Below are 13,906 nucleotides of genomic sequence, written 5' to 3' on the forward strand. Positions count from 1 at the left end.
CGTTTCCGATAGGCAACACGCGAAACCAGCCCCAATGAGGATCCCCTGATGTCCGATTTCTTCACCAAATCTCTTGCTGATTCCGACCCGGCCCTCGCCGCTGCGATTGACGCCGAACTGGGCCGCCAGCGCGACGAGATCGAGTTGATCGCCAGCGAGAACATCGTCTCGGCTGCGGTGCTTGAGGCGCAGGGCAGCATCATGACCAACAAATACGCCGAAGGCTATCCGGGCCGTCGCTACTATGGCGGGTGCGAGCATGTCGACGTAGCCGAGAACCTTGCCATCGAACGCGCCTGCGCGCTGTTCGACTGCCAGTTCGCCAATGTGCAGCCGAACTCCGGCAGCCAAGCGAACCAAGGTGTCTTTACCGCGCTGCTGCAACCCGGCGACACCATTCTGGGGATGAGCCTTGATGCCGGGGGCCACCTGACCCACGGGGCCAAGCCGAACCAGTCGGGCAAATGGTTCAACGCCGTGCAATACGGTGTGCGCAAGCAGGACAACCTGCTGGATTACGATCAAGTTGCCGAGCTGGCGGCTGAGCATAAGCCCAAGATGATCATTGCCGGTGGCTCCGCCATTCCGCGACAGATCGACTTTGCCAAAATGCGCGAGATTGCCGACAGCGTGGGCGCCTATCTGCTGGTCGACATGGCGCATTTCGCGGGCCTCGTGGCGGCGGGTGAGCATCCCTCCCCCTTCCCCCATGCGCATGTGGCCACCACCACGACACACAAGACCCTGCGCGGCCCGCGCGGCGGCATGATCCTGACCAATGACGAGGCGATCTCGAAAAAGATCAACTCCGCCATCTTCCCCGGCATTCAGGGCGGCCCCTTGATGCATGTGATCGCGGCCAAGGCCGTGGCCTTTGGCGAAGCGCAGCAGCCCGAGTTCAAAGCCTATGCCAAACAGGTCATCGCCAATGCGCAGGCCCTGTCGGATCAGTTGATCAAAGGTGGCCTCGACACCGTGACACACGGCACCGACACCCATGTTGTCTTGGTCGATTTGCGCCCCAAAGGCGTGAAGGGCAACGACACCGAGAAAGCTCTGGGCCGGGCGCATATCACCTGCAACAAGAACGGCGTGCCGTTTGATCCCGAAAAGCCGATGGTAACCTCAGGCATTCGTCTCGGCTCCCCTGCCGGCACGACGCGCGGCTTTGGTGAGGCCGAGTTCCGCCAGATCGCCGATTGGATTATCGAAGTGGTCGACGGGCTGGCGGCCAATGGTGCGGATGGCAATGCCGAGGTCGAGGCCAAGGTGAAAGCCGAGGTCGAAGCGCTGTGCCAGCGTTTCCCAATGTATCCGAACCTGTAAGCGATTTGGCCCTCGCAGCGATGCGGGGGCCTTTTTCGCCCTCCTGCCGGGCGGCGCCCGACCGCGGGTGGGCAACGCAACCTGCGTTCCTACCCCTTTATTTCTCAACCATGATGTGCGGCCAAGATGATGTGCCCGGCAGCAAAAGCGCCCGCCCATGGGGCGGTCGGGCGATCATCGCAAGACAGCTCCCCCCTTGCCGATCCCCCCTCCCCGCGCCACATTCTTCTGCAAAGGAGAACCGCATGATCATTCACCCCAAGGGCAGCCGCCCTTCTGAACCCGGCCCCGAAGATTATTTCACCGGAGAGGCCGAGATGACCCCGCTGATCTCGGCACCGGCGCCTGCCCGCCTGCGCGGCGTGACGGTGACCTTTCAGCCCGGCGCGCGCACGGCGTGGCATGTCCACCCTCTGGGCCAGACCCTGATCGTCACCGAAGGCACAGGCCGCGCCCAGACCGAAGGCAGCCCGGTGCAGACGCTGAACAAAGGCGATGTCGTCTGGTTCGGCCCCGGAGAGAAACACTGGCACGGCGCCGCGCCCGACAGCGCGATGACCCATATCGCCCTGCAAGAGGCGCAGGTCGGCGAGGCTGTCGAATGGATGGAAAAGGTGACGGACGCGGATTACGACCCGGCCTGAACCCCATCGGCGCGGCGGCTTAAACGTAGCCGCGCCACCAAAGCCAGATCACAAAGCCCACAATGACCACGAGAATGTTGAAGGCAATCCCGGCCAAGCGATCCAAGATAATCCCACGCCGCCGGGCTTTAGGATCGATCTTTTTCAAATGGACCGTAACCCGATTGAATGCCGCCCAAACAGGGGCATCCTCCAATTGACGGGCGATATGGGGATTGGCGACCAGATGTTCGGTCTTGCCCAACAGCACGCCATCGCCACGAATGCCGCGCGGCAGTTCCGGCCCGGCACGGTGAAAAGCCTCACGCAGATCGCGGGCTTTGATGCGCAAGCGGTCCTCGAACAGGGGGCGTAGCGCCTCGGCGCGGGTGTTGAAATCTTGCCGGTCAATCATGGGCGCATCTAATCGCTCTGGTCCCCGGCCTGCAATGCCCGTAATTTGACCGCATGTTGAATTACACCGAATATGGCGAAGCCGCCGCCGACCGCCCGACTCTGCTGATCGTCCATGGCCTCTATGGCTCTGGCCGCAACTGGGGCGTGATCGCCAAACGCCTGTCAGACGAGCGTCATGTTGTCACCGTCGACATGCGCAACCACGGCAGCAGCCCGCATCACGACACCCACAGCTACCCCGAAATGGCGCAAGATCTGGCCGAAGTGATCACCCATCTTGGCGGCCCGGTGGACATTTGCGGTCACTCCATGGGCGGCAAGGCGGTGATGATGCTGGCGCTGACCCGGCCTGAGTTGCTGCGCCGCGTGATCGTCGCCGACATCGCGCCCGTCGCTTACGGCCACACCCAACAGATGTTCATCGACGCCATGCGCGGCGTGGACCTCAGCCGTGTCGAGCGCCGCTCGGACGCCGAGGCGCAATTGGCCGAGGCGGGGGTGGAGCGGGCGTTGCAGAGCTTCTTTACCCAATCGCTCGACCTGCCCGGCAAGCGCTGGCGGCTGAACCTCGACGCGCTTGAGGCGGAGATGCCAAAGATCGTCGGCTGGCCCGAGGATGTGAGCGGGCAGTTCGAGGGGCCGACCCTGTTCCTTTCGGGGGGTGCCTCGGACTATGTTCAGCCCGATCACCGCGAGGCGATCAAGGCGCTTTTTCCGCAAGCGCGCTTTGCCAAAATTCCCGGCGCGGGGCATTGGCTCCACGCTGAAAAACCCCGCGAGTTCGAGGCGACACTGCGCATTTTCCTTAATACCGAACGTTCCGCCCTGCCAAGCTGATCCAATCAGTCCCCTAGAAGCACTAAAACGCTACCCTTAGCGGTTGAAGCCACAGCGCGACCCTTATTTCTCGGGTCTTCAGGGCCATTCCCCCCTTGCAGCCAGAGCCGCCTTGCCTATAAGGCAGGACAATTTGCAAATTTAGGGGGCCGCCATGCCGAAACGTACCGACATCCAGTCGATCATGATCATTGGTGCGGGGCCGATTGTCATCGGACAAGCCTGCGAGTTCGACTACTCCGGCGCACAAGCCTGTAAAGCGCTGAAAGAGGAAGGCTATCGCGTCATCCTCGTCAACTCCAACCCGGCCACGATCATGACCGATCCCGGGCTCGCCGATGCCACCTATATCGAGCCCATCACACCCGAGATCGTCGCCAAAATCATCGAAAAAGAACGCCCTGATGCGCTGCTGCCCACCATGGGCGGCCAGACGGGCCTTAACACCTCGCTCGCGCTCGAAGAGATGGGCGTGCTTGAGAAATTCGGCGTCGAGATGATCGGGGCCAAGCGCGAAGCCATCGAGATGGCCGAAGATCGCAAGCTCTTCCGCGAGGCGATGGACCGTCTGGGCATCGAAAACCCCAAGGCCACCATCGTCACCGCCCCCAAACGCGAAGACGGTAAGAAAGACCTCGCCGCGGGCGTGAACCTCGCCATTGAGGCGCTGGAATACGTCGGTCTGCCCGCCATCATCCGCCCCGCCTTCACCATGGGCGGCACCGGCGGCGGCGTGGCCTACAACCGCGAGGATTACGAATTCTACTGCCGCTCGGGCATGGACGCCTCGCCGATGGGGCAAATCCTCGTCGATGAGTCGCTGCTCGGCTGGAAGGAATACGAGATGGAGGTGGTGCGCGACACTGCCGACAATGCGATCATCGTCTGCTCGATCGAAAACATCGACCCGATGGGCGTGCACACCGGCGACAGCATCACCGTGGCCCCGGCCCTGACGCTCACCGACAAAGAATACCAGATCATGCGCAACCACTCGATCGCCGTGCTGCGCGAGATTGGGGTGGAGACCGGCGGCTCCAACGTGCAATGGGCCGTGAACCCCGCCGATGGCCGCATGGTCGTGATCGAGATGAACCCGCGCGTGTCGCGCTCCTCGGCACTGGCATCCAAGGCGACCGGCTTCCCCATCGCCAAGATCGCGGCGAAGCTCGCCGTGGGCTTCACGCTGGACGAGCTCGACAACGACATCACCGGCGTCACGCCCGCCTCTTTCGAGCCGTCGATCGACTATGTCGTCACCAAGATCCCCAAATTCGCCTTCGAGAAATTCCCCGGAGCCGAGCCTTACCTGACCACCGCGATGAAATCGGTTGGCGAGACCATGGCCATCGGCCGCACCATCCACGAAAGCCTGCAAAAGGCGCTGGCGTCGATGGAATCGGGCCTCACCGGCTTTGACGAGGTGGCCATCAGCGGTCTCAACAGCGACCTGCCCGGCGACGCGCCAGAGAATATGGCGGCGCTTATCAAAGCCGTGTCGGCCCCCACGCCCGACCGGATGCGCACCATTGCCCAAGCGATGCGTCACGGCATGTCCGACGACGATCTGCACGCGCATACCATGTTCGACCCGTGGTTCCTTGCCCGGATCCGCGAGATCATCGAAGCCGAAGAAGGCATCCGCGCCAGCGGCCTGCCCGACGATGCCAATACCTTCCGCGAGTTGAAGATGATGGGCTTCACCGATGCCCGGCTCGCCATGCTGACCGACAGCCGCGAGGCGCAGGTTCGCGACGCGCGACTGGCTCTCGGCGTCAAAGCCGTCTTCAAACGCATCGACACCTGCGCCGCCGAGTTTGAGGCGCAGACGCCTTACATGTACTCCACCTATGAGACCCCGCTCATGGGCGAAGCCGAATGCGAAGCGCGCCCGTCGGACCGCAAAAAGGTCGTCATCCTCGGCGGTGGCCCGAACCGCATCGGTCAAGGCATCGAGTTCGACTATTGCTGCTGTCACGCCTGCTATGCACTGACCGACGCGGGCTATGAGACCATCATGGTCAACTGCAACCCCGAGACGGTCTCGACCGACTATGATACGAGCGATAGGCTGTATTTCGAGCCGCTGACCTTTGAGCACGTCATGGAAATCCTGCGCGTCGAGCAGGAGAATGGCACACTGCACGGCGTTATCGTCCAGTTCGGCGGCCAGACCCCCTTGAAGCTTGCCAATGGCCTGCAAGAGGCGGGCATCCCGATCCTCGGCACCACGCCCGACATGATTGATCTGGCCGAAGACCGCGAGCGTTTCCAGCAGCTTGTGCTGAACCTCGGCCTCAAGCAGCCGCACAACGGCATCGCCCATTCCGACGCCGAAGCCATGGAGATCGCCAAGGAGATCGGCTTCCCGCTGGTGATCCGCCCCTCCTATGTTCTGGGTGGCCGCGCGATGGAGATTGTGCGCGACCAAGCCAGCCTTGAACGTTACATCACCAACGCTGTGGTCGTCTCGGGCGACAGCCCCGTCCTGCTCGACAGCTATCTGTCGGGCGCGGTCGAACTGGATGTCGACGCGCTCTGCGACGGCAAAAACGTCCATGTCGCGGGCATCATGCAGCACATCGAAGAGGCGGGCGTGCACTCCGGTGACAGCGCCTGTTCCCTGCCGCCCTACTCCCTGCCCCGCGAAATCATCGCCGAAGTCGAAGAGCAGACCCGCGCACTGGCGCTGGCGCTCAATGTCGTGGGCCTGATGAACATCCAGTTCGCGGTCAAGGACGGCGAGATCTACCTCATCGAAGTGAACCCCCGCGCCTCGCGCACGGTGCCCTTCGTGGCCAAGGCGACCGATTCTGCCATTGCCTCCATCGCCGCACGGATCATGGCCGGGGAGCCGCTCAGCAACTTCCCCCTGCGCGCCCCCTATGACGCCTCTGCCGCTTACGAAGACACCCTGCCCTTGGGCGACCCGATGACGCTGGCCGATCCCAACATGCCGTGGTTCTCAGTCAAAGAGGCCGTGCTGCCCTTCGCCCGCTTCCCCGGTGTCGACACGCTGCTGGGGCCGGAAATGCGCTCTACGGGTGAGGTCATGGGCTGGGACCGCGACTTCCCCCGCGCCTTCCTCAAGGCGCAGATGGGCGCAGGCAACCCGCTGCCGCGTAAGGGCTGCGCATTCCTTTCAGTCAAAGATGCGGACAAGGGCCAAGGCATGCTGGATGCGGCAGAAATCTTGCTTGCCCAAGGCTTTACCCTAATCGGCACCCGCGGCACTGCGGAATGGCTTACCGAGAACGGTCACGCCTGCGATGTGGTGAACAAGGTCTATGAGGGCCGCCCGGACATCACCGATCTGATGAAAGACGGCGATGTGCATCTGGTGATGAACACCACCGAAGGTGCACAGGCCGTCGAAGACAGCAAGTCCATCCGCTCCATCGCGCTTTATGACAAGATCCCATATTTCACCACCGCCGCTGGCGCCCATGCCGCCGCTCTGGCGATCAAAGCACAGGCTGAGGATGCGATTGGTGTGAAAGCGCTTCAGGGCTAAGAGAGCGGGGCCGTCCGGCGGGCGGCCCTGATACGAAAGGCGCAGAACCAGCGACATAGATCGGCAGGTTCCGCGCATCGCAGTTTTGCTAATTCTGCTCGGGCGGTATCAGCTAACTGTACATTGTTCCCAACAAAGCTGCGGCGAAAATCGCATGCGGGTGGCGTGAGATACACTGACCTCCCTGCCCTCAAGCCCGATTTGCGCGATAGGTTCGTGGATGAATGATGTCTCAACCAACACCAAACGGTCACCTTCAGCCATAAGCGGCACACGCTGACGGGATTCACCGGCGGTGAAATCCTGATTGCCGAGGCTATCCAGATCTATCCCGCGGGAGAAATCAACCCGTAGGGTCCGGCCGTTGAGATCAGCACAGTCCCGAACACAGCGCACTTGGGTCACACGCAACGCAACCTGATAGCCTGTCAAACGTTCGCCGACGGCCTGAAATCCACGTAGATCATCCATGTCAATCGGGGTGGTTTGACGCGAGAGGCTATCCGCGATGACGGCAGTGGCATCCGTCGCCATGCCCCGCACGCGAAAGGCGTCTGTAAAGGTCAGCATCGCCATGATCGACCAGACCAAAAGCGGCAACAACACAAGGAAGGCAATCGTCTGACTGCCCTCTTCGTCTTGGTAAAAGCACTGTAGTTTGCCCAAAAGCTTCATCCGCGCGGCTCCGTCACGAAGGCGGTGGTGATCCGCACACCATATTCCCCATCAGATCCTTCGGGCAATTGACGCCCCAACCCCGTTCCCGGCAAAAGCGGATCAAATAACCGGCAGACCCGCATCATCATCAGGTTGTTCTGCTGGCCGGGTTTGTAATCGTTTGCGGCGTCATAATCTTCAGTCCGATCTACGCAGGGGGCAGGCCCCGTCAGATCGGCCCAATCGGCAACGGGCATAGCTTCCATCTGGATGCGGATGCCCTCAAGACAGCCAGCTTGGAAAACAGACCGCTCGCAAATCAGCGTTTTCATGGCCTCATAATTCGGCGTATTTCCCGTGGACAAACGCACGTCCCTCACCGCCAGATTGGTCGCCCGGCGCAGCATGATCTCACGCGCGCTCCACAGGCCAGTCTCAAGTGCAAGAAAGAAGAAGTAGAGCGCAAGGGGAAACAGAATGACGAACTCAATCGTCACGCCCCCGTCCTCTGATTTGCGAAAGCGGTTTTTAAGGAATGCCGGGATCATTTCGTCAACCGCAACATAGAAATAGACGCGGCGATCATGTCGAATGCAGTCTGAATTTCCAGCCCCTCGACGTTGAAATAATGGGTCTCTGAAGAGGCGCAATCTTTCAAAAGGTTGAGCGAGTTTGTGCTGTCGACATCCATGCCGATGGAATAAATTACGATCCCAGCATCATTGGCCGCACCACAGATTTGACGCAGCCGACGGTCTTTTTCTCCCGCGCTGATCGTATCATGCATGTTACCCCAGAATTGCTGCATGTAGTAATTCCAGTAGTTGCTATAGTTCGAGCGTTTCCCATAGAGATTATAGCCGTAGTAGTAGGGCGACATCTCTGCCCAAACCTCTGGCCAGTCCAAATACTCTTCCTCTAGGTAGTTTCTATAGGACCGAAGGTCTGGATGATCGCGCATTGTATTGTCGTCCCACATCCGACTCGAACTGAAGGGGTGAACGGCATAAAAATAGCGCTCCGAATTCGGGCTTCGGCCATCGTTCGCATTGCTCCCCTCTGGGGCATCGACAGCATAGAACCGGCTTGAATTATTGTACGTGGTGCGGATGACATCCGACTGACCAGAGGCATACTCGGGCTCAAGACGATACTCTGGAAAGTTCTCGCCGTCGGTCATCAACACCAAGACTTTCATACTGTTCTCGGCACCGTGCGGATGCGGACGTCCCTGAAACTCTGCCCCCACCACGCCGGAGGCAATCAAGCCCGAAACCGGAGCTTGAGCAGATGGGTCAAGTAATGCCAGCCCCCATTTTGCGCCCACATCAATTGACGTTGACCCTTCGGCGGTCAACGCAGAAATCTGCGCCTTCAGTGCGGCGACCGAATTGGACAATGGCGTGATCGCAAAGCCCGCATCATAGCGACAAACCCACTGCCCCCTGCTTTGATCCGAGGTCGACATGCTCTGAAATTGAAAATGCCCGGTGCGCTGCAACTGGCGCGTGGGATCAAGCGAGATCAGACTGTAATCATTCGCTTCAAAATCCACACAGTGCGAGTAGTTGTGCTCGCTGGTGGTGGTATATTGTCCTAGTAAATTCGCCCCTGCGTTCACTTTGGTCGAATAAGGGATGATCGAGATTGAGACGCGCCCTTCTTCGGAATCGCTCAGAATGGTCTCAACAAAATCGCTGGCTGCGTTCTTGAGAAGGTCCAGTTTGATCCCGCTCCGGTCGCTGGTCCGTTCCCCCATTGAGCCAGAAACGTCCAGCACGAGAGAAATTTCAATATCTTCTACCCGCTCTGTCGCTTCGGAGCTGATCGTCATGCCAAGCGTTTCGATGTCGAAGAAACGAAAGAAATAGGTATTCAGCCCCGCAGGCAAAGAGGCTTCGACCGTCCGCCCCACCAGAATGCCGCCAATTTTCTCTTCACTTGTATCGATTTCGACTTCACTTGGGTCCAACCCCGCCGACAAAAGATAGCTGCGCACCACCTCTTCAGCGTCAAGCTCTTGCGACAGGCTCGCCGCGGCCAGAACCGCATTGTCGAGATGGGTTTGAAAGGTGGTCCGCGTCCGCTCGTGGTTCGCCAGATCAACCGCGAGCCCGCCAAAGATCGTTATGCCGAAAAAAATCGCAAGCATAAGGATCAGCATGCCGCCGCTCTCATCCTTGCGAAAATGCTTCATCCGCCCGATAAACATAGTTGTTTTAGCGCTGCGCCTCATGCCATCCCTCGTCTACGGAGGTTAAGATCGTAGAGTTCTTTTGCTCTATGCGTTACGAAATCCGGGGCAACAAGGCCCGCATTATCGTCGCCGAATTCTTCGGCTCTAGGGCATAACTCGTAATATCATCGAATAATTAATGATCGTTAATGTCCGATGACTGCGCCCTATCGTTTGCATAGTCAAGATGGCGCGACCGCGACGGCGCGATCAAAGTCGTGACTGTAGCGGCATTCCCACGCCGGGTCTGTCAAAGCCGTGGCAAGTCTGATGTAGTTTCGCTAAAATGGGCACTTACCCCAGTTCAGACCGCCTATACCTTGGCGTGACGACCATGCAGATGCCCCTTGCAAAACTTTCGGGGCTGCTCAGCTTTAGTAGACCAGCCATGCCGTTGGTGAGAAAGGGACAACAGCGATGTATCAAGCCGCCATCACCGGTACGGGCGTTTTCACGCCCCATCAAACCATCACCAATGCCGAACTGGTCGAAGCGTTTAACGCCTATGCGGACCTCTACAACGCCGAGAATGCCGAGGCGATTGAGGCTGGTACAGTTGAGGCCAAAGCACATTCTTCGGAAGAGTTTATCGTCAAGGCCAGCGGGATCGAGCAGCGCTATGTGATGGACAAATCCGGCATTCTCGACCCCAATATCATGCACCCCCTCTTGCGGCAGCGCCGGGACGAGGAACCCTCGTTGATGGCCGAAATGGCCATTGATGCCGCGCAGAAGGCGCTTGCCGCTGCGGGCAAAACCGCCGCCGATGTAGATGCAGTAATCTGTGCCGCCTCTAATCTAGAGCGCGCCTATCCCGCCGTGGCGATCGAAATTCAGGACCTGCTTGGGGTCAAGGGCTTTGCTTTTGACATGAACGTTGCCTGCTCTTCGGCCACCTTCGGCATCCAAGCTGCGGCGGATATGATCCGCTCCGGCTCCATCCGCTCCGCCTTGGTGGTGAACCCTGAGATTTGCTCAGCCCACCTCGAATGGCGCGACCGGGATTGCCACTTCATCTTTGGCGATGTCGCTACAGCCACTTTGCTGGAACGCGCCGAGGATACCGATGGCCCCTGTTTCGATGTCATCTCAACCCGCTGTGCGACGGAGTATTCCAACAACATCCGCAACAACAACGGCTTCCTCCGTCGGTCCCGTCCCGACGGGCTGAGCGACAGGCGCGATATGCAGTTCATGCAGAATGGGCGCAAAGTGTTTAAGGAGGTGTTGCCCATGGTGGCCGATCATATCGGCGGGCATATGGCCCACAACGGATTGGAATCCTCAGATTTGAAACGCATTTGGCTGCATCAAGCGAACAAATCGATGAACGACTTCATTGGCCGCAAGGTGCTGGGCCGGGAACCAGAAACGGGTGAGCAGCCCAACATTCTACAAGACTACGCCAATACCTCCTCCGCCGGGTCAATCATCGCTTTTGCCAAGAATTCTGACGATCTGAAGGATGGCGACACCGGGCTAATCTGCTCTTTCGGCGCGGGATATTCTGTGGGGTCGGTCATCGTCAAAAAGCGCGGTTAACGCGTCCCACCCAGCCCAAGAGATCGGGCGGGGTTTGCATCTTGATCCGCTGTCATGGGCGGCGTAACACCCTGCCCATGGCAAAGCTTTACTTCAATTACTCCACCATGAACGCTGGCAAATCCACGGTGCTGCTGCAGGCGGCACACAACTATGTGGAGCGCGGCATGGTGCCCTATCTGCTGACTGCGCAGTTCGACAATCGCGCGGGCGAAGGGCGCATTGCCTCGCGCATTGGCATCGGGCAAGAGGCCGACACTTTCGGCCCCGGCGAGGACCTTCTGGCCAAGATCGAAAGCCGGTTGGAGCAAGGCCCCTGCGCCTGTATCTTCGTCGACGAGGCGCAGTTTCTGGAGGTCGAACAGGTCTGGCAACTGGCCCGTGCGGTGGATGATCTGGGCGTGCCGATCATGTGCTTTGGGCTGCGGGTCGATTTCCGGGGTGAGCTGTTCCCCGGCTCCGCCACCCTGCTCGCGCTGGCCGATGAGATGCGCGAAGTGCGCACCATTTGCCATTGCGGCAAGAAGGCCACGATGGTCGTGCGCCGCGATGCCGAAGGGCAGGCCATGCGGGACGGCGCGCAGGTGCAGATCGGCGGGAACGAGACCTATGTCTCGCTCTGCCGCAAACACTGGCGCGCCGCCGTGGGCGATGGCTAAACCCGGTTTGGCGGCGTCTGTCCGTCGATGAAGGCTTGCAGATTGGCCACCGCCATCAGCCCCATATCGACGCGAACCTCATGCGCCGCCGTGCCGAGATGCGGCAGCAGCACAACATTGTCGAGATCACGCAGCGCCTGCGGCACCTTGGGCTCGAACTCATAGACATCCAATCCCGCACCGCCGATGCGCCCCGCTTGCAAAGCTTCGATCAAGGCGGCCTCCTGCACCACATCGCCACGGGCGATGTTGATCAGATGGGCACGGGGCTTCATCGCGCCGAGAACGGTCTCATCGATCAGATGCCGTGTCTCGCCGCCGCCGGGCACGGCGATAACAAGCACATCCACGGCTTCGGCCAGCGCGGTCAGGCTTTCGACACGGGAAGCGGGGAAATCGAGGTCTTTCTCACTGCGGTTGAAATAGCTGACCTGCATGTCGAACCCATAGTGGCAGCGCCGCGCGATGGCTTGACCAATCCGGCCCATACCGACGATGCCGACCCGTTTGCCGGTCAGGTGCAGCCCCAGCATCTGCGTCGGGTGCCAGCCCGCCCAAGCGCCGGAGCGCACCAGCCGCTCCCCTTCGGCGGCGCGGCGGGCGGACATCAGCATGAGTGTCATGGCGACATCCGCCGTGGCATCGGTGACGGCGCCGGGCGTGTTGGTCACCTCCACCCCCGCCGCGCGGGCCGCTGCCGCGTCGATGTGGTTATAGCCGACGCCAAAATTGGCGAGGATCTTGCAACGCGGCTCGGGCACATCAGCGAAAACCTCGGCTGAAAAGGCATCACCCAAAGTCGGCATCACCCCGTCATAGTCGCGCAGCGCGGCGCGCATTTCTTCGCCCGAAAGCGGCGCGGTTTCTTCGCGCACCGTCACTTCGCAGCCCTTTAAAGCTTCGGTGACTTCCTTGGGCAAAGGTCTGGCAATCAATATCTTTTTCAATGCATCCGCCCTCCTTCGGGCACGTTTTGATCTGGCGCCAACAGCACGATCTCACCGTCCTTATCCGGTAGGCCAAGCACCAGCACCTCGGACATGAAAGGCCCGATCTGGCGCGGCGGGAAATTGACCACGGCCACAACCTGCCGCCCCACCAGCGCTTCAGGTGTGTAATGGGCGGTGATCTGAGCAGAAGTTTTGCGCTCGCCTATCTCATTGCCGAAATCCACCCAGAGTTTGATCGCCGGTTTGCGCGCTTCGGGAAAGGCCTCGGCCCGGGTGACCGTGCCAACGCGAATGTCGACTTTCATAAAATCGTCGAAAGTGATCTCAGCCATTGGCCAGCTCCCGCGATCTGTCTGCGGCAGCGGCCACGGCGCGTTTCAACAAGGGCGGGAAGCCTTCGGCCTCATCCATCAGAACCTCAAGCGCCGCTTGGGTGGTGCCATTGGGGCTGGTCACGTTGACGCGAAGCTGGGCGGGGTCTTCTTCGGCCTGCATCGCCAGCGCCCCTGCCCCGGCCACGGTTGCCTTGGCCAACTGCATGGCCAGTTCTTCGGGCAAGCCTCGGGCCACCCCGGCGGCGGCCATGCATTCGATCATGTGAAAGACATAGGCCGGGCCCGAGCCGCTGACCCCCGTGACCGCGTCGATCTGCGCCTCTTCGGTCAGGCGGACGACCTCGCCCACCGCGCTCAGCAGCGTTTCGGCTTCATCCAAAGACCGGCTGCCCGTCTTGGCGTTGCCGACGATGGCGGTGATCCCTTTGGAGATGGCGGCAGGGGTGTTGGGCATGGCCCGCACAATCGGTGTATCGGCTCCGAGGACGCCTTCGAAATAGCCAATAGTGGTGCCCGCCGCGACGCTGACGAATAGCGTCTCACCATTGCCCATCGCCCGAAGCGTCGGCAGCGCGTCCGCCATCATCTGGGGCTTAACTGCCACCAGCACCACCGCTGGCGCAGCAGGCAGATCGGCGTTCAGGTTCACGCCGGTGCCTTGCAGCCAATCGGAGGGCTTCGGGTCCACGACCCAAACCGAGCTTGCAGGCAGCCCCTTCGCCAGCCAGCCCTCCAACATGGCCGATCCCATTTTGCCGCAGCCCAGCAAAACTAGGCCATCACGTGCAACTCTGCCGTCTTTCATGGTCA

At 60.4% G+C, this 13,906-nt stretch carries 13 protein-coding genes; 6 read left to right on the plus strand and 7 right to left on the minus strand.

Annotated features, from left to right (window positions below; translation table 11 throughout):
- Positions 1-48 precede the first annotated feature (48 nt).
- Together glyA and BM229_RS07505 are read left to right on the plus strand one after the other, a co-directional pair.
- Complete coding sequence (gene glyA / locus BM229_RS07500; RefSeq protein ID WP_093926970.1) at positions 49-1,326, plus strand: serine hydroxymethyltransferase; 1,278 nt, start codon at positions 49-51, stop codon at positions 1,324-1,326.
- 245 nt (positions 1,327-1,571) lie between these two features.
- Positions 1,572-1,970: a (R)-mandelonitrile lyase gene (locus BM229_RS07505; protein WP_093926971.1), complete on the plus strand. Its 399-nt coding sequence runs from the start codon at positions 1,572-1,574 to the stop codon at positions 1,968-1,970.
- Between the two features lie 19 nt (positions 1,971-1,989).
- Here the strand turns inward: BM229_RS07505 and BM229_RS07510 are convergent, their stop codons facing one another.
- Complete coding sequence (locus BM229_RS07510; RefSeq protein ID WP_093926972.1) at positions 1,990-2,364, minus strand: hypothetical protein; 375 nt, start codon at positions 2,362-2,364, stop codon at positions 1,990-1,992.
- Between the two features lie 53 nt (positions 2,365-2,417).
- On the opposite strand from BM229_RS07510, the gene BM229_RS07515 reads away from it, so the two are divergent.
- Together BM229_RS07515 and carB are read left to right on the plus strand one after the other, a co-directional pair.
- On the plus strand, positions 2,418-3,203 hold the full coding sequence (locus BM229_RS07515) for an alpha/beta fold hydrolase (protein WP_093926973.1): 786 nt from the start codon (positions 2,418-2,420) through the stop codon (positions 3,201-3,203).
- Positions 3,204-3,357: 154 nt separating this feature from the next.
- Positions 3,358-6,717: a carbamoyl-phosphate synthase large subunit gene (carB, locus tag BM229_RS07520; RefSeq protein WP_093926974.1), complete on the plus strand. Its 3,360-nt coding sequence runs from the start codon at positions 3,358-3,360 to the stop codon at positions 6,715-6,717.
- Between the two features lie 108 nt (positions 6,718-6,825).
- On the opposite strand, the gene BM229_RS07525 is transcribed toward carB, so the two are convergent.
- The 3 genes from BM229_RS07525 to BM229_RS07535 are packed head-to-tail and all read right to left on the minus strand — an operon-like array spanning position 6,826 to position 9,571.
- The gene (locus BM229_RS07525) at positions 6,826-7,392 is read right to left on the minus strand and encodes a hypothetical protein (protein WP_093926975.1); all 567 of its coding nucleotides are present in this window, start codon (positions 7,390-7,392) and stop codon (positions 6,826-6,828) included.
- Positions 7,389-7,922 carry a TadE/TadG family type IV pilus assembly protein gene (locus BM229_RS07530; protein ID WP_244152132.1) on the minus strand — a complete coding sequence of 178 codons (534 nt, stop codon included), beginning with the start codon at positions 7,920-7,922 and terminating at the stop codon, positions 7,389-7,391. The genes BM229_RS07525 and BM229_RS07530 overlap by 4 nt, the downstream gene beginning before the upstream one ends.
- Positions 7,919-9,571: a Tad domain-containing protein gene (locus BM229_RS07535; RefSeq protein WP_167360206.1), complete on the minus strand. Its 1,653-nt coding sequence runs from the start codon at positions 9,569-9,571 to the stop codon at positions 7,919-7,921. The genes BM229_RS07530 and BM229_RS07535 overlap by 4 nt, the downstream gene beginning before the upstream one ends.
- Positions 9,572-10,027: 456 nt before the next feature.
- Between BM229_RS07535 and BM229_RS07540 the strand changes: the two genes are divergently transcribed.
- Positions 10,028-11,152 carry a beta-ketoacyl-ACP synthase III gene (locus tag BM229_RS07540; protein ID WP_093926977.1) on the plus strand — a complete coding sequence of 375 codons (1,125 nt, stop codon included), beginning with the start codon at positions 10,028-10,030 and terminating at the stop codon, positions 11,150-11,152.
- Between the two features lie 77 nt (positions 11,153-11,229).
- On the plus strand, positions 11,230-11,811 hold the full coding sequence (locus BM229_RS07545) for a thymidine kinase (protein WP_093926978.1): 582 nt from the start codon (positions 11,230-11,232) through the stop codon (positions 11,809-11,811).
- On the opposite strand, the gene BM229_RS07550 is transcribed toward BM229_RS07545, so the two are convergent.
- The 3 genes from BM229_RS07550 to proC are packed head-to-tail and all read right to left on the minus strand — an operon-like array spanning position 11,808 to position 13,901.
- The gene (locus BM229_RS07550; protein ID WP_093926979.1) at positions 11,808-12,758 is read right to left on the minus strand and encodes a 2-hydroxyacid dehydrogenase; all 951 of its coding nucleotides are present in this window, start codon (positions 12,756-12,758) and stop codon (positions 11,808-11,810) included. The two genes, BM229_RS07545 and BM229_RS07550, sit on opposite strands and share 4 nt — an antisense overlap.
- Entirely contained in the window at positions 12,755-13,093 is a 339-nt protein-coding gene (locus tag BM229_RS07555) for a tRNA-binding protein (RefSeq protein WP_093926980.1), read from the minus strand. Before BM229_RS07555 ends, BM229_RS07550 begins: the two co-directional genes overlap by 4 nt.
- On the minus strand, positions 13,086-13,901 hold the full coding sequence (gene proC, locus BM229_RS07560) for a pyrroline-5-carboxylate reductase (RefSeq protein ID WP_208604034.1): 816 nt from the start codon (positions 13,899-13,901) through the stop codon (positions 13,086-13,088). The genes BM229_RS07555 and proC overlap by 8 nt, the downstream gene beginning before the upstream one ends.
- Positions 13,902-13,906: the final 5 nt, after the last annotated feature.

It is taken from the genome of Sulfitobacter dubius (assembly GCF_900113435.1).
Lineage (GTDB): Bacteria > Pseudomonadota > Alphaproteobacteria > Rhodobacterales > Rhodobacteraceae > Sulfitobacter > Sulfitobacter dubius.